This window comes from Microcystis ichthyoblabe FBCC-A1114 (assembly GCF_050500245.1).
In the GTDB taxonomy this organism is placed as follows: domain Bacteria; phylum Cyanobacteriota; class Cyanobacteriia; order Cyanobacteriales; family Microcystaceae; genus Microcystis; species Microcystis ichthyoblabe_A.
Map to the genome: position 1 here is coordinate 2,038,917 of NZ_CP191408.1, position 19,984 is coordinate 2,058,900.

Consider the following 19,984-nt stretch of genomic DNA (forward strand, 5'->3'; position numbering starts at 1 on the left):
TTAATCATAACCTTCGATTATATCCAATTTCAGATATTTTGTCACCCCATGAGTAAAATTGTTTTCTGTGACTTTGATGGCACTATCACCGCCGTGGAAACTTTTGCGGGTATGCTCAAAGAATTCGCCCCCGATTTATCGGCCCAAATTATGCCCCAAATGTACGCCCGTACTCTGACTCTGCGCCGGGGTGTCCGTCAACTGCTAGAGTCGATACCGAGCCAAAAATACGCCGATATTCTCGCCTATGCCGAAAGCAAGCCAATTCGCCCCGGATTAGCCGAATTACTCGCTTTTTTACAGGAGCAATCCATCCCTTTTATTATTATCTCCGGTGGTATCCAAGGCATGATTGAAACGGTCTTAAAACGGGAGGGACTATTAGATAAGGTAACGGCAATTTATGGGGTCAATCTTCATACGCAAGGGGAATATCTGCAAGTTCACTCCGATTGGGAAAATGAGACGGAATTAGTGGCTAAAGCCTTGATTATGTCCAAATATTCAGGAGTAGAAACTATTGCGATCGGTGATTCTGTTACCGATATTACCATGGCTAGAAGGGCCGATCTAGTTTTTGCTAGGGATCGTTTAATCGATTATCTGCAATCGGAAAATCAACCCTATATTCCTTGGAATAACTTTTTTGAGATTCGCGAATATCTGTTATTGAGAGATTAGGGATTGGCTGTTAATTAGGTAGGGGTTAAAAATTGTCAGATACCCTCCTTGGATTAAGGGGGGATCAAAGAGGGCGAATGCAATTCGCCCCTACAATAATATTATTGCGCCAATGGTAGGAGCGCACTGTGGTCAGTGAGTTTATCGAACTGCGTGCGCCCTGTAATATAGATATTTCGACCAAATTGAGATTTACTACCCTACTCTCAAGGGTAACAATAATTATAAATTTTTGTAAATTTGTGTTGGTTTACACTTGACAAAATCGGGGGGGGTAAAATCCCGTTGTTGCTCTGTCTTGTCATTGAGGAACTAACTTAAAATTTAGTGATTGGCAATTTTGAAAAAACCAATTTTTCTCCCTTGCCAATGTCGCTTAATTTGAGATTTTCTCCTTTAAAGGGCATTCAGAACATTTGTTTGTTTATTTGTTTTGAGGAAATTTTCCGAACATGAAAACTTTGACTACAATTAAAAAACTGTCAATGACTGCTGCGGGAGCTACCTTTGTAGCTCTAGGAGTCACCTTTGCCCATACAACTGCTGCCAATGCAGCCATTGTTGCTTTGGATGATAGCAATTCATGGGTTTCACCGGGGACGAACACGCTAACCAATTTAGGTTTTAACATGGTTACTGTTCCCGATCCTAGCTTAGCAGCGTTCACAAATGTTACAACTCTATCCTCGCCTTTAGGTAATTTAACTTTCACTCCAAGTGTAAATTACCGAAAGATTGGTAGTGGTTGGACAAGCTGGAGTCACGGCTACACGGGAGAGGTGTATTATTCCAACGGTGCAACATCGATTCAGATTGACCTGCCCGCTAGTATTGCCGCTTTTGACCTGTATGTGCAGCCAGATCCATTCAACATCTTCAATATTACTGTAACTGCTCAGAATGGCACTACGACAAGTCTGACACAACCTGTAGATGGTAATGCGGGAGCCAAGTACTTTGGCTTCTACGGCACAGGCGGAGATTTGATTGACAAAATCACAGTTTCTAGTAGCGTAGGTTTTGCCGTAGGACAGTTTCGCTTAGGTAAATTGGCTGAACCTGTACCCGAACCTGCTTCAGTCTTGGGTTTACTCACCATTGGTGTTCTTGGTGCGGGTGCAGCCTGGAAGCGCAAATTAAAATAAAAAACTGGCAAATCTAGCTTTAAATTAGCAGCGATCGCTCTATATTGATAAAGTGCGATCGCTTTTTTGGGGAGACATTCCAGATTTTTATTAATCTTTGTTAGAATGATGAGATGGGTAATGGCTTTGAGTTGATTGGAGAACTAACAGAAATAGAGATTATCGCCGTCAACCTCTCTATTCGTGAACTCAGAAGGCTAAAAGCGCAGTTTGGGGGTCGTCGATGGCGAAAGCTAAAAGGAGTCGGCTTAGTTCAATTTCCTAAGGGAGAAATCCGCAAAGCTGAACTACACTGGTATGAGTCTCATGGTATTGGTCGGCGAAAAATGAAAGTTAAACGAGTTTTGGACTAAATATTTATGCAAACACCAGCATCTAACATTGAATTTGCTATCTGTATTACCGCTGAAGAAGGCGGAGATTTAGAGGTTTGTAAACTTTATCAAGTGTTACCTGATGCTGAAGCGCAAGAGGTGGGATGTTTGCGAGTGATTGACGAATCTGGTGAAGATTATTTGTATCCAGAAAATCATTTTGTCATAATAAAACTTCCTGAAACGGTACAAGTCCAGTTATTAGCAGTCCGCCCTTAAATAGCGAGTAAATTACCTGGGCGTTGCTGATAATAAACGACTTAAGCTGCAATACTGACCTTAGAAGTGATCGCCCTCTATAAATATAGCGTGATAGCTTTTTGTGTCAAAATGATAGAAGTGTGAATAAATGAAGCAAAATTGGCTCTCCCGTACTTGTGATGATAAGTAGGTAGGCGTTAAAAGTTGTCAGACACCCCCCTTATCAAGCTATCCATTAGTCAGATCTTTCTTAACAAAAAGAGAAGAAACTTAAAAAAAGGGGAAACGATTGATAGGTATAGTTTTGAAAGAAGGAATTAAGGTGGAGGTAAGCAAAAAAATGGAGAAATGGGCAGCCCAAGAATTACAGTATGCAGACCTAGGGGACACCAGAAGAAAGAAAAGGTTAATCAGTATCGTAGAAAACTTGGCCAGTCAACCTAGTACAAGTGTGCCACAAGCTTCGGGAAATCTAGCCGCAGCGAGTGCCACCTACGACTTTTGGAATTCCCCCTATTTTCACCCCTCAGATATAATTGCCGCCCAAGCCAAAAGTACAGTAGAAAGAATCAAAGAACATCCAATAGTTTTGGCAGTGCAAGACACAACAAGTTTAGACTTTACGACGCAAAAAGCCAAAAAAGGAATGGGTTATCTAGATTATAAAAAATCCTTTGGTCTCAAAGTTCATACCACCTTAGGAGTGTCAGCGCAAGGAATACCTTTAGGACTGATTAATCAATATGTCTGGGCAAGAGAAGAAAAGAATTTAGGGATTGCCAAGCAACGCAAAAAAAGAGAAACCGAAGAAAAAGAAAGTCAAAGATGGTTAGATTCTTTGTCAGAAATACAACAACAAATACCCGAAGAAATTCAAGTAGTAACAATCGGAGATTGTGAGGCAGACATATTTGATTTATTTGCCCAATCAAGAAGTCCTAACTCTCATTTATTAATCCGAGGAACTCATAACCGAAAAGTTAACTATCTCGAAGACAAGCAAAGGTCAGGGCATCCAGAGCCTAAATATTTACATCAATCCATCAGAGAAATAAAAGCCTGTGGTAGCCTAGATGTGCAAGTAAAACGCAATCCTAATCACGAGGCTAGACTAGCTAAACTAACAGTTAGATTTGCCAGTTTTGAAATACAAGTACCTAAGCATCACTCGAAAGCGAACCCTCGTCAACCGGTCAAATTACAGGTAATTTTAGCTGAAGAAGAAAATCCGCGTCCTGGAGTTAATCCTATCAGTTGGCTCCTCTTAACTAGCCTAGACATTAGTAGCTTTGAATCAGCGATAACCTGTGTGCGCTGGTATAGTTATCGCTGGTTAATAGAACGCTATCATTTTGTTTTAAAAAGTGGTTGTGGATTAGAAAAACTGCAATTAGAAACGGGTCGTAGAATTGAGATGGCCTTAGCTACCTATTCAATTGTAGCTTGGAGATATTAGGGGTCGAGAAGGTCGTCACCGACCTCCCCTCCCATTCAGAACCGTGCGTGAGACTTTCACCTCACACGGCTCCTAGTTTGACTGTTCCCTTGTTAAGGATACAGCTTGACTTCCTTTGGTTAACCTTGTATTATCTAGGTTGACTGTTGATGTCAAACCAGATGATTTTAGGCTTCCATCAGATGCCGATTTATCATCGTGACAGTGGCGGTGTAGTAATTGAAGGTTTTTATATTCATCCTTTCCGCCTAAGCTTAGAGGGTGAATGTGGTCAACTTCAATTAAATCCGATGGGGTGAAATACTGCCCACATCGGCTACACTTGCCTTGTTGCTTCTTAAGTAGTTTGGCTACTCTTGTCGGTGTGTCGATTGCTTGTCCTCGTCTGGTCGCCCAGTAAGTCCAATTTCCGTCGTAAGGTGAAGTTTCGGGGCGTACTAGGGTATGTCTGACAATTGGTGTCCAATTATGTTGCCATAAATGAAGACCATCTTTGGTCTTAAATAACCAAGATTCTTGCCTTTCTTTCCCATTGCTGAGTTTAACTGTACCCGGTCTAAAGTAGTTTCTCAGCTTTTCGTGGTTTGATTTACCGCATCTTGATACTGTCCATGCCCTTAACATTAACCAGATTGTATTGTCTAGTTTATTGAAGGTATCTGTGGATACTACTCCTGAGTAGTAGTTAGCCCAACCTCTAATGATTGGGTTTAAGTGACTAATCAGGGCTGATTGAGGTGCTGTTTTGTGTTTTTTGATTACACCTTTAATCGCTTCTGTGTGGGCTTTAACTGCTTTTTGGTTGGGTTTGATGTGGGTTTTGTGACCAATTAATTGGCTTCCTCTCCCTCCTGTTTTCCCAGATTTGTACTTTCCTGTTGGATATTGTCTGATATTGAATCCTAGAAAATCAAAACCGGGTTCTTCAGTTTTCCCATTGTACTCAATGGGGTTGAGTGTATGAGACACTCTGGTTTTTTCTGGTTTGAGTTCTAATCCAATTGGTTTTAACCATTCAGAAATGGCAGTTTGGCACTGTTCAATGATTTCGAGTGATGGTGAAATCACCACAAAGTCATCGGCGTATCTTATTAGAACAGCTTGAGTTTTACTACCCTTTTTGGGGAATAGTGTTTCAATTAATCTTGCCATTCCATCCAGTGCGATGTTGGCTAGTAGTGGACTTATTACCCCTCCTTGTGGTGTCCCTGTTTCTGTTTCTTCAAATACGCCATTATCCAATACTCCTGCTTTGAGCCATTGTTTAATGTCTCTTTTCAAGGCAGTGGGACAATGAATTTTTGACAGTAGGAAGTTGTGATTAATTCGGTCAAAACACTTGGCAATATCAGCATCTAATACGAAGTAGCTACTTTTATTGATGCTAAGGTATATCCTCGATATTGCATCATGGGCAGACCTTCCGGGTCGAAAACCGTAGCTGGTTTCTTCCATTTTTGACTCCCATTCTGGTTCGAGTGCCGATTTAATCAACGCTTGTCTAGCTCTGTCTTTGATGGTTGGTATTCCTAGTGGACGTTTTTCATCCCTGCCGGGTTTAGGAATCCATACCCTTTTTAACGGTTTTGCTTTAAGTTTTCCCTTGATTTCTTCGGTTAGATTTAGCCTTTGTTCTGGGGATATTGCTATCACTCCATCGACTCCTGCTGTTTTCTTTCCTTGATTATCTTGGGTTACTTTGCGAACTGCTAATAGACGAGCATAGTATGATTTCACCAATAGACGTTGCAACCTTCTAACCTTTGCATCCTGTCCCGATTTAGCCGCTTGGTATATCCTCTTTTGGAGCTTGAAAACATATCTTTGGATTTTACCCCAATTGATAGCTTTCCATACATTCGTAGTCTTAGTGGTTTTCGGTTTCCCGAACCCTTTACCTTCTCTCGATTTCGTCATATAGACTCCTACTAGACTCTATCCTTACAATCAAACCGTAACCTGTGAGCATATCCCGACTATTACCGTCAGGCGTTGGCTTTTGGTTACATCTCACACCCTTGAAGGCTTGCGCTTACACTTGTCACTACTGAGTATTTCGACCGATACTCAGAGCCTGAAAGGGCTTATCACGTTCCGTTTATATGGGCATTCCATCTTTAGATTTGTCCTATCCATCGGGGTACTTTTAAAGGTCTGTGTAAGTGAGTTAGTAAATTCCTTACTTTTCCCCTTGTTCTTTTGAACGCAGTGTATCAACCTATTTCACTACTAGCTAATTACGATGGTTCAGGTCGGACATTCGGTTCACACCTAATCATGGATGGTTGGCAGTGGTCTCGATTCTGGTGTTAGGTTACACCTCGGAGCCTTCCGTTCCCCGCTTCAGTCCCAGAATTGTGATTTCTGAATCTGGGGGTGGCTATCGCCGTTACTCTCACCTTTGTAGCAATTGTAAATAATTGTTACAGAGTGTATTGACCTTGAGTCCCTTTGCCTAGTTTGGTATCGCATTGATACTAAACGTCGGGACATATAAACAGTTATAAGGCTGGTCTGGGTTGACCTGTTAGATTCAGTCAGGGGACTGAAGACCTTACTAGGCGGTTATTTCGGGCGTTTGGCTCCCTATTTCATGCCTAAACGTTTCGCACTACTTTGGTTAACCTATCAAGCACGCTTACACGGAGAGGAGAGTTGTGAAAGTTTTTTGGAAGAACATGAATGGCAATCTTTGTGTGCCACTATTCATAAAAAGAGTCCGCCACCTGAAAAGCCGCCCTCCTTTCGAGAAGCGGTCAGAATGATTGCTTCTCTTGGGGGGTTTTTAGGTAGAAAAGGTGACGGTGAACCAAGTGTTAAAACTATTTGGTTGGGACTGCGAAGGTTACATGATATCAGCCAGACTTGGAAACTATCTCATCAAATTAGTCCCCCCATAGAACCCCCTTGAGCCATCTTGCACACTTTTCTCTTTTTGTCAAATTTTATGTTAAGAAAGATGTGACTAATGGATAGCTTATTAAGGGGGGATTAAGGGGGGATCAATTAATCAGAACCACTTACTTAGCTGACAGCTGACGGCCTACTACTAATTAACGCTGAATTTGGTCAAAAATCGCCCCATCAGCGAAGAATTTTTTCTGGATCGCATCCCAACTACCGATCGCCGTATAGGGGAACAGATTCGACACTTTTGGGTATTGTTTACTAAACTCTTTAGCCACATTAGCATTAACGGGACGGAAACCCACCTTGGCGAATTCCCGCTGCGCTTCCGGAGTAAAGAGAAATTGGGCAAAAGCTGTCGCTACTTCCCGGGTTTTGCGTTTATCAACTATTTTATCCACTACGGCCACGGGCGGATCGATCGAAACATTGACCGGAGGAATAGTATAGGAAAAACCGGTTTGTCCCTTTTGACGGGCCAAAATTACCTCGTTTTCGTAGTTAAGCAGCACATCCCCCTGATCCTGTTTAAAGAAGACATCGCTGGCTTCCCGGGCATCTTTGGGTAGTACAGGCACGTTTTTATAGACATTGCGGACGAAATTGGTCGCTTGTGCTTCATTGCCGCCGGTCCGAGTTACCGATCCCCAGAGAGCCAGAAAATTCCACCGGGCCACCCCAGAGGTTTTCGGGTTGGCAGTAATGACTTTAATCCCCGATTTGGCTACATCTGGCCAGTTGCGGATTCCTTTGGGATTGCCCTGACGAGTAACTAAAGCTACCACGGAACGAGTGGCGATGGCGTTATTGGGTAATTCTTTCTGCCAACCCGGGTTAACTAAACCCGCTTTTTGCAAGCGTTCCACATCGGAACCGATAGCCAAATTTACCACATCTGCATCTAATCCGTCGATAACAGCGCGAGTTTGGGAACCAGAGCCACCATAACTCTGTTTAATCACCACATCCTGTTTTTTCTCTCTTTTCCATTTGTTGACGAATAGAGGAATGATTTTTGAGTAGGCCGATTGAGTCACTGCGTAGGAAACTAGGGTGATTTCCACGGTTTGTTGTTTAGCTTGCTGTTTATCCGGACTTGCCAGCAGCTTACTCGATGCCGATAGGGGACTAAAAGTTAGTCCGATTCCCGTTGTGACGACGGCAGCCGTAGCTAGAGAAATAAAGGGTAAGAGGGTTTTCGGTTTTGAGGATCTAGGATCAGGGATCACGATGTCATCGGCTCCTTTGTTTATTTATGGGAGATTGCTAGGTATTTTCTCTGAGATTGTATTTTATATGAAATAAAAAACAATTTCAATACATCGAAGAAAAAATTATACTGTTTGGGTTAGATGCAAAGAAATCAAGCCATTAATGGCTTGATTAGCTGAAAAAACTGGAAATATTCGATTTATACGGCTTAAATGTGCCTTTAAATTTGCCTGAAGCCTCTTTATGCTTGCAGAATAGAGATTTTATCGTTTTTATGGAGAAGAAAGAATTTTTTAGCGATCAAAAACCTCTCCCTAGGTGGGTTCACTGGTGAAGTTAGCGGACTTTAGCAACTATTACCCTAAAATTGAAGCGGTCTAACGACTTCCATCAATGTGCATGGTGCGTTCCCCAAAATCTATTGGTGGAGCAGTAGGACTTGCATTATCGCACTGAGACAGTCCAGTAGGGTGTGTTATACTTTAGACGTTCATAATCTGAGATTTATTAAACTTCTGAAATCGTAGAGTCAGCAAGGAATCCAGTTCTTTTTTATGTTTCAGATGGGCATCATTCAGACATTCATAAATGGCTGAAGAAAAGTCAGAAAAGTTTTCATAATATTTACCATGTAAACATTTCTTTTTGACAAATTTCCACAGCCTTTCAATTAAATTTAGATTAGGCGAATAAGACGGCAGATAGAGTAGCTCTATTGACAAAGAAAGAGCCAATTCTTCAACAATTTTACATTTCTGATAGCGGGCATTATCTAAGACTAGAGTGATGGGAATCATTAGTCCTAAAGCAGCTATTTTTTCAAGAAGTTCACAGACTTGAGTTGCCGTAATATAAGTGTCATTAGTAACTAGAATAACTTCATGAGTTATTGCATTTAATGCTCCTAAAACATTGAAGCGTTTACGCCCGCTCGGTGACTTAACAAAAAGTCTCTCAAAACACCAAACAAAACCGAGAAATGCTCCCATGACGAAGTGAGCGGCATCAACAAAAAAAACAGCCCTTTTTCCTTCTTTAGCCTCATTTAGTCTGGGTTCTAGCTTTTTTTCTTTGTAGTCTTCTTGTTCATCTGGGTCAGCTTTAGAAGGAAGAGAACCTATTTTTAAACATTTCATTCCCAAGGATTTTAAGAATTTCCTCACTTGGGTAGGACTTCGTTTTATCCCTGTCAATTCTTCTATTCTATATACAGCTTCATTTATTGTGGCTGGTGGATTTTTCTCGAAATATTTTTTGAGTGTTTCTCTTTGAGACTCTAATTCACTTTTAGGGCGATAGAAGTTGATTTCTTTTAATTTTTCTATTCCGCCCTCTTGATAATCTCGAAGATAGGTTAATAAGGTATTTGGCGAGATTCCTGCTAACTGACAAATTTTTTTGTGCGGTATCTTTTGGCTTTTTAACCAGAGAACTTCCATCTTCAGTTGAACCCGGGGATGAGGATGATGAAATCTTTCATAATACAGTGAGTTCTTTTCTTCTTCCGTGAATTCTAGGTTAATCATGTTTTTAATGAGTGCTTTGCTTCTAATTATGACTCTTGAACTATATTATTGTCTTTGAGTAAAAAATGCAAGTTATAACCGTGCAAAGTATAGCGTCAGCGTAACGCACGGATTTTGAACATTAGATAAGGTGCGTTACATTTCATTAACGCACCCTACCAGATCGGCGTACTGCTATGCAGTGCCTTCGGCATCGCACTTAGACTGACAGCTTCAATCAATGTGCATGGTGCGTTCTCAAAAATCCTGCATTAGGGAACGCACCCTACAGCGATTGCGATCTATTCAGAAACTTGCCGCATAACGGCTAAGTTATGCCGTGCATCTCACCGACAAGACTGCGATCGCCCTAATTTTTAAGCGTAGCCGACAATATCATGGAATGAATAACCGACCAACCCCCTTGTAATTATCAATATCTACAGCAATTTCGATCAGTCGTTCAGCGCAGCGCTCTCTATACTCAGCTTCACTCAAACGATCGAGATTTCCAATCGTCAACACTGGAAACGATTTCTCTGTGTTCTCTTCTCGCATAACCTGCTCAAGGGAATCATCACCCTTCATATTTCGGTTAGCAGTAAGAATCATCATCTCCTGTTCTTGAGCATAGCGCCAGACTACGCGATCGCTACTTTCCATCGACAATCCAACCTCTCTAAAGGTGACAAATTGGACAGACTGAAACTCAAGCCAACCACGTTTTGCCAATATACCAAGAAAAATCAGCGCATAACCGTCGAGGTTGTAGTCAACTAAGAAAGTCATTGTTTTTGTGCAGCACGTCTGGCTCTCTGCTCCTCAAGCTTTGCCCAAAACGCTTCTTGTCCTGGTTTATGTGGCATTGCTGCAATTCGAGCAAAGCGTTCACGGTTACGATCTTCCCAGTATTGGCGAATTTCTTCCCTATTCTGAAGAACCTCTTGATATTCAACCTCGACCTGAGCTTGGTTTGCCTCAATGTAGGACAAAGCTGCGTCAATTTGCGCGTTCGTGAGGTTAAATGTGTCACGAATCAGTTTAGGAGGATAATCAGCTTTTAGGAGATCGATCACATCATAGAGGGTGATGCGCGTGCCAGCGATCGTCAGTCCTCGCTCTGTACGGATAATTTTCGCTTGTTGGTTTGCCGTCCAGGTCATTCCCTTAGCTCCTTAGAATCCACTTAATGGTCAATGGTTTCACCAGACAAATATTGGTCAATTTTTTCTGACCAATCAGGTTCACCGTTCATTATAGCCCGCCCCTTACCCGACAAAATCAGTGTACTGCTAGGCCGTGCCTTCGTCATCCCACTTAGACTGACAGTTTCAATCAATGTGCATGGTGCGTTCTCAAAAATCTATTGGTGGAACAGTAGGACTTGCATTAGGGAACGCACCCTACGGCGATTGTGATCGCACTATGACAAAGGTTTAATTGTCACTAATCCCCCAGCAAAACCCTGAATATTCAACTCATAGCCATCAAGTAAACCCATACCAACTAATGGATCTGTCTCTGACTCATTGATTTCAATAGATTTGATCTGACCATCCCAGATCACAGTTGTCTCAAATACGTTAAACATACAGAGGCTTCCATCGCCCAAGATTCCCTCTTCTTGCATATACCACGTTAATCCTAGTGTTGTAATGATAGCAGAAGGCAACGTGAGAAATCCACTGTAACCAGTGTCAATAACTGCTTTAATCGCTTGCCTCTGGTGATTTTCGCCTAGCACTACGAATTGAATAATTGCTTCTCGGCGCGAATTGACGCTCCCCATCATCATGGCGATACACTGGGGGAACGAAAGCCAAAACGATGGACGGCACGATGTCCAATGCGAATACCAAATATTTGTGCATCAGGAAAACGTATTAACAGTTGTTTAGCAGCTGTTAGGCTGTCGTCAGCCACTTCAAAAGCCCCTGTTTCGATGTCTATTGCTACAATCTTCCCATGATTCCCTTCCTCGATTTGGGAGCGTACCTGAGACTCATAGACTTCGTGTCCACGTCGGGCAAATTCTTCTTTGCTGTAGCGGGGTTGTCGAACTGTCATTGAAGCGACCCTGTGGCAACTTTTGCCCCCCTATTTTAACCTAAACATTGGCAATCTTCGCTAACATTCCTCAACTGGTCCCACAAGAGCAGCACCGCACCTAACCTCACAGCTTCAATCAATGTGCATGGTGCGTTCTCAAAAATCCTGCATTAGGGAACGCACCCTACAAGATCGGCGATCGCTACAATCGGAACGATCGCACTTGACTCGCTGGTCGGCATAACGGCTAAGTTGAGCCGCCACGATTAGATTTGAGATTCTTGTGGTTCATCCTGTTTTGGTCGGCTCCAACGACTTGTTAGACCTTGCTTTGGTGGTAAGCTGACTACCTGCCTGCCACTTTCTGCTTGTCTTTTTTGCCAATCTACAAACATTGCATCCAAATCGTAGTTAAAGGATTTAGCGTGTTCTTCTCGAAATTTATGAATTTCATCTAAAATGTCATCTTGCCACATCGTTATAATCTCCTAAAAGTTCGTAAGGAGTACAAATTATGGGTAACTCGTATCCCAAATCAAGACTGAGCTCTGCCAACTTCCTCTGAATTTGAGCGTTGGCAATATGTTTACAGTTCCATGTTAACAAGTAATCTAGCCCGTGGACAGTCGCCGCAGCAATGTGAACCGCATCATCAGAAGCTTTGGCAGGAAGGTTGCTTCGTATAAGAAACTGGGCTGCCAAGTTGCGTACAGCTTGATTGAGTTCAACCAAAGGCATTTCATTGACAATTTCTAACCTTTTCAAAGCAATCTCTGTATCTCCCTTAGCGACTTCATCTAAAACAACCTGTGAGATATAGAGAAGAAAATCATTACGGCGATTTTGCCACCAATCCCGTGTCGTTTCGATATTCCCAGCAACAACCAAGTTTTTGGTCGATCTGGCTGTCAGATAACCAATAACGCTGGTTTCAATATAGACGGTTTCCCTCACGGCAATCTAGAAAATCTATCCAACGTCTATCCTACTGCATTTAATCTTGGTTTTGAGGGAGTTGGGTAACAGCCGTCAACCCAACCTACAAGATCAGCGATCGCACTATGACCTTTAGATTTAAGTGTTTTCAAAAGTGAAAGGCGCGTGGGACGCACCATACAGATCAGCGATCACTGTCAAAAGGTTTTACCCATAAGAGTTCCGGGATTTATAATTTTACAAATCATTTGCGAATGCTATAGATTATGCTTTAAGAGCATGAATCATTGGACTAATTTAATACTATCTACTACATTATGATCTTTAATGTGGAATTGAGTGACCACTTCCCCAAATTTTCGCTCCAAGAAAGACACCCAACTCTGCTGAATGTGATGAAGCAAATCGGATTCGACAGCATTTGAAGATGGACGAGTACGGCCACTTATCCAGACATTAAACTGTCTATCAATTTGAGGAGCATAAGCTCTCATATTAGGAGTAAAGAAGATGAAAGAATCTATACTCGTATATCTCGATGCAAGTAGATTCCCCAAAATGTACATCATGAAATTTGGGGGTATCGAGTAATTGCCATCATTGGCAAGAATCAATAAACCTTTGGCATCAGGAAGCCGGAAGTATTTCTTTGTTTCTTTAATTTGCTTGTTAGCTTTTTCAACAGCCTCTTTTGTAGGGGAGCTAAACACTTTGAACACATCAACGGCGCATTGACGGGGTAAGTCGTCTATCTGAAATCTTCCGTCTTTTATATGTTCTTGGCGAAGAAGCCCCTCTGTGATCCAGCTGTGCATCATTAAGTTGAGCTTATCGCCTACCTTTCGATCATTGAAGTAATTCTTTTCAAGACACTTTAGCTCCGCCACTACCGTCCGATTGCAAAAGAAATAATCGGCGTTATTTGGTCTTTTGCCTTTGCCTTCAAAAAGTTTGCTTATAAGCTCTCCGCCTAAATCTTCGACAAACTCATTGAAGGTTGCCTCAACTTCCATTTCTGGCAGCGGCTGTCTGTTTTCCATAGATATATACTTCTCAGAAGAAAAAGCAATTTAACTAATAATTATATAGAAGTTTTCCCCATATTGCCACAAGTACGCACTTTTAAAATTAACTAGAGGAAGAAGAAGTATAACTATATATTATGCGGAAATTTTCCGTATATAACTCTAAATACACATTTTTTAAAGAATCTTTCTGTATATTACGCTCAAATGGAGCGATCGCAAGAAGTTTTCCGTATAATATTACGATAAGCGTGTTATGCCGATTAGCGTACTCTGTGATGAACCCTCCCCCACTGATTTGTTCAAAGTTTTCTCGTTGTGCGACTGTCAGATAAACTTTATCTCGCCTACATCTTCCCATGATTGATGTCCTCAGTTGAGCTTATCTATTGCCCTATTTTAGCTGTGTCAGTCCAGTAGGGTGTGTTAGCGTCAGCGTAACCCACGGATTTTGAACATTAGATAAGGTGCGTTACATTTGATTAACGCACCCTACAAGATTAGCGATCGCACTGCCATGTTAGGGTAGTATGTTGTGTGAAATGTCGGGCAATGATAAAGCTGCTGCCTGACCTACAGGGACGAAATCAGTATGAAACCAACCGGATTTTAATCGGCTTGCTTCACATCAGATTTATAGCTATTTGAACCTACTGCGAATTGACCTTGACCGCTCCACTTTGAATCAAGGGCAAAGCTGGCTGAAAATGGGGCAAGATAAGTGCCGATCGCTGGAGGAGTCACGGATACGGCGGCTTCACCGGAAACAGCACCGACTCTGACAATATGCCCAAAGCCAGTACTATGCATCGCACCCGACACTTTAGCGGTGAAAGTTTGCGGATGCTCCGTTCCTTCTAGAATTGTCCCTTGCGCCTGACCGTGCAGAACACCAGTGGGTGCATCGACCGTTACCGCAAGCGTCATTGAGCCAGCACCGACTGTACCCGGTGGAGGGGTGAAGCCAAGTTTAAGCAGATAAAGACCTACTTCCGACATGATAATTTCTCCTGTGGATGAAAACGCTATCAGTGAAGCTCCTGATATGCATCTGAATTAATGCCCTTTTCAGCTTCTGGCATTTTTGGCTGGTTGCCAAATTCCGAATATTTAAGAATCCAACTACGTTAAATTCTTGTCGCCTAACTATATATTACGCGGAAATTTTCCGTATATCACGCCAAATACACATTTTTTAAAGAGTCTTTCTGTATATTACGCTTAAATGGAGCGATCGCGAGAAGTTTTCCGTATAATATTACGATAAGCGTGTTATGCCGATTAGCGTACTCTGTTATGAACCCTTCCCCACTGATTTGTTCAAAGTTTTCTCGTTGTGCGACTGTCAGATGAACTTTATCTCGCCTACATCTTCTCATGATTGATGTCCTCAGTTGAGCTTATCTATTGCCCTATTTTAGCTGTGTCAGTCCAGTAGGGTGTGTTAGCGTCAGCGTAACGCACGAATTTTGAACATTAGATAAGGTGCGTTCACTTCGTTAACGCACCCTACCAGATCGGCGATCTGCTATGCAGTGCCTTCGGCATCGCACTTATAACTAACCAATCGGACTATTTACAAAGACAAGTACGAATCATTGTCGGTCTAACGGCTTAGTTGAGCGGCGGCAGTTAGCCTTGAACTCATCACCAAGTTCTCTCACTCCGTCCGCTCCAACAACGTGTTAGGCAACTTAGATTTCTGGAGTAGAAAATGATAGAGATCGCATCAAGAGAAAGGAATGAAAAGAACCCGACCTTCACATTCTTCAGGTTCACTACAACAAATAAATAGTTCTAAATCATCAAGGATCTTACCAATGGGTGCTTTTGAGATCACCTCAACAACTCCAGTCATAGGTAGTCCTTGATTGACACGATTGTAGGCATACATCGTAATAGTGGCTACATCATGGGTGAGCAAGATGCGTCCCTCATTAGCCGCCCATTCTAAAATATCTGGATCGTCAGTGTTCATCAGTCCTACATCTTGGACGCGAATTATATCTAATTCAGGTAAACGCCTCACCAGCCCACGCAAGATGGCTCCATTAAAATTTTCGTCAGTTAGAAGGCTCACTTTGCCTCGACTCTCCTTTTGACTGATAACGAGCAAGCAAGCGCTGTCTTAAATCGACTAAGTTGTGTTTTTGAGTTAGTTGTTGTCTCAGTTGTTGAGCTTGTTGGTCGCGTTGCTCCAAATAACTGTCAATTTCCTGACGGTGATTTAAATAATAAGCAATGGCACTGTATATATCTTCCAAACGAAGAACTGAAAACTGAATAGCGATTTCTTCAGGAGTGGAGCCGTTGTGGTATGAGGCAAGTATGCTATCCAGAGTCACTCGGCTCGAACCTATACGGATACCTCCCGCTTCATCCCAACGAAAAGGGGGAGAAGTTACTTGGAATTTGGCTGGGGTGTTCATTAGAGACATATTGCACCTGAGTTGAATTGCATAAAAACATCCTAGCAAAAATCAGAATACTTTGTCTGACACTGCTTTCTGGCACGAAAAGGGGTGGGTTAGCAAAACGCAACTCACCCTACTGGATTGTTTCAGCTAATTTGGTGTATTAGAAAAATGCTAGAAATTTTATAATCTAAGACTTTAAGCCGAAATCTATTGCCCTATTTTAGCTGAAACAATCCACTACTAATTTTCGTTTCTGTTGGCGAGTCTTCCCAGACCTATTGAGAAAGTTCACATATCAGGATATATCAGCAACGACAACTGACAGCATTCCAATTGACCCGCCATAGGTAGAGCCTCCGCTTACGCTAACAACATATTTGTCGGAATCATAATCACTAGCCCCCCATGTATTGGTTTTTGATCCCCATGGACAGTCCCATGATATCTTGCAGACCTTATAGTCTGGATCGCTGGGATCTTTCCCGTCAATGCAAATATAGAAAGAGCCTTCAGTACCAGAGGCAGAGTCTGATCGGCCACATGAGCAAATCACAGTGTTGTAAACTCTGCCGTCCTGGAATTTGATTCCGTTGACATTAGCAATTTCATCATCTTTGTTGTCGTACTTGTAAAACTTTCCCCAGGATAGATTTCCGTAGTCAGTTGTTCCTGCAAAGCCTTTTACCTTAATCGTAAAGCTGACCCATTGTGCGTAAGCCATGTTAAGTTACCTCCAAATGATTGAGTACCAAAGTTTTCGTGACCGCCTAACTATATATTATGCGGAAATTTTCCGTATATCACGCCAAATACGCATTTTTTAAAGAATCTGTCCGCATATTACGCTCAAATTGAGTGATCGCGAGAAGTTTTCCGTATAATATTACGATAAGCGTGTTATGCCGATTAGCGTACTCTGTGATGAACCCTTCCCCACTGATTTGTTCAAAGTTTTCTCGTTGTGCGACTGTCAGATGAACTTTATCTCGCCTACATCTTCCCATGATTGATGTCCTCAGTTGAGCTTATCTATTGCCCTATTTTAGCTGTGTCAGTCCACTACCAGATCGGCTACCTGAAATTTCAGCTATCTGTAATGAAATTTCATCTATCTGTAACCCTACTCGCTAAAATAGTTTAAAAATCGGCCGAGAATTTCTAGGATAGAAGTAAAGACCATCCTTGCCTACTTTTTCTATGATCCTAGCCGCCGAAACTGGACTAAAAACCGCTACTCTAGACGTAAAAGGCATGAAATGCGCCGGCTGTGTGAGTGCCGTAGAACGACAACTCAGCCAAAATCAAGGGGTAAAATCGGCCCAAGTTAACCTAATCACGGAAATTGCCGTGATTGAATACCAACCGGATGCGATCGCACCAGAGCAGTTAGCCGCAAAATTAACCGCGATTGGATTCCCCACCCAACCGCGCAGCTCATCGACTCCCCTTGGCCAACAAAATCAACGGCTGCAAAACCAACAAAAAGAACGGCAACAACAATTATACCGATTAGCGATCGCTTGTTGTTTACTGGTTTTTTCCCTGATTGGTCACTTACACCACATCGGGGGACCAGAAATCCCTATCTTTCAAAGTATTGCTTTTCACTGGACTTTAGCCACCCTAGCCATTTTATTCCCCGGCCGCGATATTTTCATCGATGGTTGGCGGGGATTACGGCACGGGATGCCAAATATGAACACTCTCGTTAGTTTAGGCACAGGTAGCGCCTATATAGCCAGTTGTTTGGCTCTTATCTTCCCTAATCTCGGTTTAGAGTGCTTTTTTGATGAACCGGTCATGCTGTTAGGGTTTATTCTCCTCGGACGGACTCTAGAAGCGCATTCCCGTCATCGCGCAGCCGCAGACCTAGAAGCACTTACTTCCCTACAACCGGCAGTGGCTCACCTGATTGGTAGTACAGATGACCGTGTGGGCGTGGCGATTCCAGTGGAACAGCTGCGCGTCGGGGAATGGGTGCGCGTCTTACCCGGGGAAAAAATTCCCGTGGATGGGGAGATTATTCAGGGAAGAACCACGGTAGATGAAGCTTTATTAACGGGGGAATCGCTGCCGGTGGTCAAGGAAATGGGAGATCTAGTCATTGCTGGCAGTTTCAATCTCTCTGGTGCGATCGCCGTGCAAACTCGTCAGGTGGGGACTGATACCACCCTAGCTAAGATTATCGCAGCTGTGGAATCAGCCCAAACTCGCAAGGCCCCGGTACAGAAGATAGCGGACCGGGTAGCGGGTTATTTTGCCTACGGAGTGATGATAATTGCCCTAATTGTGCTGCTCTTTTGGTATTTTTGGGGAACTAGGCTCTTTCCAGAGGTGTTAGGGTCAACCACAGGACACCACGAGATGATTCAACCCACTTCTCCCCTACTTTTGTCCCTAAAATTAGCGATTTCTGTGCTTGTGGTCGCTTGTCCCTGCGCTCTCGGTTTAGCCACACCGACGGCCCTACTGGTGGGAACCAGTTTAGCAGCCGAAAGGGGTATTTTGATTAAAGGGGGTGATGTTTTGGAAACTGTCTCGCAACTGCAAACGGTGGTTTTTGACAAAACGGGAACCCTTAGCCAAGGTCATCCGGAAATTACCGATTGTTTGAGTTTTTCTGAGCTTAATTCCCTGGAAATTCAACAATTAGCGGCAGTAGTGGAGAGTGGTACTAATCATCCTCTTGCTCAGGCGATTTTAGACGCGGTTACTCCTCCTACTAACCTGACGGGGGAAGATTTTCAAACTGTCGCCGGATTGGGAGTTTCTGCAAGGGTGCAGGGGTCGAAAATTGTTCTAGGAAATCGGCAATGGTTGGCACAGAACGGCATTAAAATCGATGAAACTATCTGGGGGATTCAAGAGCTTTTACAAGCGGGTAAAACGGTGATTTATCTGGGTATGGAAGAACAATTGCTCGGCGCGATCGCTTTTCAGGATCGATTGCGTCCCGATGCTCAAACAACCGTTAATCAGTTGCAAAAACTCGGTTTAGAGGTGATTTTACTCAGTGGTGATCGCCAAGAAGTGGTAACAGCGATCGCTAATAGTTTGGGTATTAGCCAATTTTATGCCGAAGTTGCCCCCACCGAAAAATCGGCCTTAATTGCCGACCTACAGACAAAAGAGGGCAAAATCGTGGCTATGGTCGGGGATGGTATCAATGATGCTCCTGCACTAGGACAGGCTAACATCGGTATTGCTCTGGCCGGTGGCACGGAAGTGGCCATGGAAACGGCTGGGATCGTTTTAATTAGCGATCGCCTAGAGGATGTGGTGCAATCTCTGCATTTAAGTCTGGCCACATGGCAAAAAATCCGACAAAATCTTTTTTGGGCTTTGGGTTATAATACCTTTGCTATTCCCATTGCCGGTGGTTTATTACTGCCCCATTGGGGTCTAGCTTTCAGTCCGGCCCTAGCAGCAGCTTTAATGGCTTTTAGTTCGGTTATGGTAGTGAGTAATTCCTTGCTTTTACGTCGTCAATTTCCTCCGCTCTCATCGACGAAGGAAAGCGAAAATTAAAGCAATTACCGATTTTTTCTCGATAAATCTATCAAGCACCAAAAAGAGCAGCTCTATTATTCCTTGTGTGATAAGTTTCACTGATACAGGAGCGATCAATCTCTGTGTCCTCTGTGTCTTTGTGGTTCGTTACCCAAGAGAGCCAAGATGGTATTTTGTCCCCGTCTTTGTCAGTTGACGGAGACAGGAACAAATCGGGTTAAGCGGTAATTCTGGTCAGGGATTGACCTTGATAATTGTTGGTAATAATCTGGTGAATAGATTCAAAAAATCGCCGACAACGATTATTAGTTCTCAGGGGCAATTCATGATTTTTTACCAATAAATCGATCTGAAGTTCCGAGCTAGTGGGAGGATGAATAAACAATTCCACTTTCACTAACTGGGGAAAGAAAGCATCGTTAGGAACTTCCGATAAAAGCAAGACATCGGTCCGGCGCTTGATGATTTCAAATTCACCCAAACTTAATATATCATCGTATAAAAACCCGGTCTGATGAGGAGAAATCCCGACAAAATAGGAACAGCAATAGCGAGCCATGGCAGGG

At 42.8% G+C, this 19,984-nt stretch carries 20 protein-coding genes and 2 pseudogenes; 7 read left to right on the top strand and 15 right to left on the bottom strand.

Annotated features, from left to right (window positions below; translation table 11 throughout):
• The first annotated feature begins 48 nt into the window (after nucleotides 1–48).
• The 5 genes and pseudogenes from ACQY1Y_RS09885 to ACQY1Y_RS09905 form a co-directional block, all read left to right on the top strand.
• Nucleotides 49–681, top strand: coding sequence for an HAD-IB family phosphatase (locus ACQY1Y_RS09885; protein ID WP_069475323.1), 633 nt, complete (start codon nucleotides 49–51; stop codon nucleotides 679–681).
• A 452-nt stretch (nucleotides 682–1,133) separates the two neighbouring features.
• Entirely contained in the window at nucleotides 1,134–1,826 is a 693-nt protein-coding gene (locus ACQY1Y_RS09890) for a PEP-CTERM sorting domain-containing protein (RefSeq protein ID WP_430014489.1), read from the top strand.
• A gap of 113 nt (nucleotides 1,827–1,939) precedes the next feature.
• Nucleotides 1,940–2,179 (top strand): hypothetical protein, encoded by a 240-nt coding sequence (locus tag ACQY1Y_RS09895; protein ID WP_043995482.1) that lies wholly within the window; start codon nucleotides 1,940–1,942, stop codon nucleotides 2,177–2,179.
• A gap of 6 nt (nucleotides 2,180–2,185) precedes the next feature.
• Nucleotides 2,186–2,419 (top strand): hypothetical protein, encoded by a 234-nt coding sequence (locus ACQY1Y_RS09900; protein ID WP_002779205.1) that lies wholly within the window; start codon nucleotides 2,186–2,188, stop codon nucleotides 2,417–2,419.
• A gap of 322 nt (nucleotides 2,420–2,741) precedes the next feature.
• Nucleotides 2,742–3,851, top strand: a pseudogene (locus ACQY1Y_RS09905) (IS4-like element ISMae7 family transposase); the annotation flags it as partial.
• Between the two features lie 78 nt (nucleotides 3,852–3,929).
• Here the strand turns inward: ACQY1Y_RS09905 and ltrA are convergent.
• Nucleotides 3,930–5,774, bottom strand: coding sequence for a group II intron reverse transcriptase/maturase (gene ltrA, locus ACQY1Y_RS09910; RefSeq protein ID WP_430014490.1), 1,845 nt, complete (start codon nucleotides 5,772–5,774; stop codon nucleotides 3,930–3,932).
• 694 nt (nucleotides 5,775–6,468) lie between these two features.
• Between ltrA and ACQY1Y_RS09915 the strand changes: the two are divergent.
• Nucleotides 6,469–6,768 (top strand): annotated as a pseudogene (locus tag ACQY1Y_RS09915) (IS4 family transposase); the annotation flags it as partial.
• A 142-nt stretch (nucleotides 6,769–6,910) separates the two neighbouring features.
• Here the strand turns inward: ACQY1Y_RS09915 and ACQY1Y_RS09920 are convergent.
• The 13 genes from ACQY1Y_RS09920 to ACQY1Y_RS09980 all read right to left on the bottom strand — a co-directional run bounded on the left by ACQY1Y_RS09920 (nucleotide 6,911) and on the right by ACQY1Y_RS09980 (nucleotide 16,629).
• Nucleotides 6,911–7,993 (bottom strand): sulfate ABC transporter substrate-binding protein, encoded by a 1,083-nt coding sequence (locus tag ACQY1Y_RS09920; protein ID WP_430014491.1) that lies wholly within the window; start codon nucleotides 7,991–7,993, stop codon nucleotides 6,911–6,913.
• A gap of 465 nt (nucleotides 7,994–8,458) precedes the next feature.
• The gene (locus tag ACQY1Y_RS09925) at nucleotides 8,459–9,502 is read right to left on the bottom strand and encodes an IS630 family transposase (protein ID WP_069474877.1); all 1,044 of its coding nucleotides are present in this window, start codon (nucleotides 9,500–9,502) and stop codon (nucleotides 8,459–8,461) included.
• 375 nt (nucleotides 9,503–9,877) lie between these two features.
• The gene (locus ACQY1Y_RS09930; protein WP_002779116.1) at nucleotides 9,878–10,270 is read right to left on the bottom strand and encodes a DUF5615 family PIN-like protein; all 393 of its coding nucleotides are present in this window, start codon (nucleotides 10,268–10,270) and stop codon (nucleotides 9,878–9,880) included.
• Complete coding sequence (locus ACQY1Y_RS09935) at nucleotides 10,267–10,644, bottom strand: DUF433 domain-containing protein (protein WP_002734748.1); 378 nt, start codon at nucleotides 10,642–10,644, stop codon at nucleotides 10,267–10,269. The genes ACQY1Y_RS09930 and ACQY1Y_RS09935 overlap by 4 nt, the downstream gene beginning before the upstream one ends.
• A 260-nt stretch (nucleotides 10,645–10,904) precedes the next feature.
• Entirely contained in the window at nucleotides 10,905–11,276 is a 372-nt protein-coding gene (locus ACQY1Y_RS09940; RefSeq protein WP_042790242.1) for an aspartyl protease, read from the bottom strand.
• Nucleotides 11,273–11,548, bottom strand: coding sequence for a hypothetical protein (locus ACQY1Y_RS09945; RefSeq protein WP_002733756.1), 276 nt, complete (start codon nucleotides 11,546–11,548; stop codon nucleotides 11,273–11,275). Before ACQY1Y_RS09945 ends, ACQY1Y_RS09940 begins: the two co-directional genes overlap by 4 nt.
• Before the next feature lie 248 nt (nucleotides 11,549–11,796).
• Nucleotides 11,797–12,006 (bottom strand): hypothetical protein, encoded by a 210-nt coding sequence (locus ACQY1Y_RS09950; RefSeq protein WP_002732654.1) that lies wholly within the window; start codon nucleotides 12,004–12,006, stop codon nucleotides 11,797–11,799.
• On the bottom strand, nucleotides 11,993–12,484 hold the full coding sequence (locus ACQY1Y_RS09955) for a type II toxin-antitoxin system VapC family toxin (RefSeq protein ID WP_287637345.1): 492 nt from the start codon (nucleotides 12,482–12,484) through the stop codon (nucleotides 11,993–11,995). The genes ACQY1Y_RS09950 and ACQY1Y_RS09955 overlap by 14 nt, the downstream gene beginning before the upstream one ends.
• A 266-nt stretch (nucleotides 12,485–12,750) precedes the next feature.
• Entirely contained in the window at nucleotides 12,751–13,506 is a 756-nt protein-coding gene (locus ACQY1Y_RS09960) for a hypothetical protein (RefSeq protein WP_287637344.1), read from the bottom strand.
• A gap of 594 nt (nucleotides 13,507–14,100) precedes the next feature.
• The gene (locus ACQY1Y_RS09965) at nucleotides 14,101–14,490 is read right to left on the bottom strand and encodes a DUF1842 domain-containing protein (RefSeq protein ID WP_287637343.1); all 390 of its coding nucleotides are present in this window, start codon (nucleotides 14,488–14,490) and stop codon (nucleotides 14,101–14,103) included.
• Between the two features lie 730 nt (nucleotides 14,491–15,220).
• On the bottom strand, nucleotides 15,221–15,520 hold the full coding sequence (locus ACQY1Y_RS09970) for a DUF5615 family PIN-like protein (RefSeq protein ID WP_238560374.1): 300 nt from the start codon (nucleotides 15,518–15,520) through the stop codon (nucleotides 15,221–15,223).
• A gap of 34 nt (nucleotides 15,521–15,554) precedes the next feature.
• On the bottom strand, nucleotides 15,555–15,929 hold the full coding sequence (locus tag ACQY1Y_RS09975; RefSeq protein ID WP_430014492.1) for a DUF433 domain-containing protein: 375 nt from the start codon (nucleotides 15,927–15,929) through the stop codon (nucleotides 15,555–15,557).
• A gap of 274 nt (nucleotides 15,930–16,203) precedes the next feature.
• Nucleotides 16,204–16,629 (bottom strand): aegerolysin family protein, encoded by a 426-nt coding sequence (locus tag ACQY1Y_RS09980; protein ID WP_042790244.1) that lies wholly within the window; start codon nucleotides 16,627–16,629, stop codon nucleotides 16,204–16,206.
• Between the two features lie 476 nt (nucleotides 16,630–17,105).
• Here ACQY1Y_RS09980 and ACQY1Y_RS09985 point away from each other — a divergent pair, with 476 nt between their 5' ends.
• The gene (locus ACQY1Y_RS09985; RefSeq protein ID WP_430014666.1) at nucleotides 17,106–19,436 is read left to right on the top strand and encodes a heavy metal translocating P-type ATPase; all 2,331 of its coding nucleotides are present in this window, start codon (nucleotides 17,106–17,108) and stop codon (nucleotides 19,434–19,436) included.
• 199 nt (nucleotides 19,437–19,635) lie between these two features.
• Here ACQY1Y_RS09985 and ACQY1Y_RS09990 read toward each other — a convergent pair whose 3' ends face one another.
• The gene (locus ACQY1Y_RS09990; protein ID WP_002734498.1) at nucleotides 19,636–19,977 is read right to left on the bottom strand and encodes a hypothetical protein; all 342 of its coding nucleotides are present in this window, start codon (nucleotides 19,975–19,977) and stop codon (nucleotides 19,636–19,638) included.
• Nucleotides 19,978–19,984: the final 7 nt, after the last annotated feature.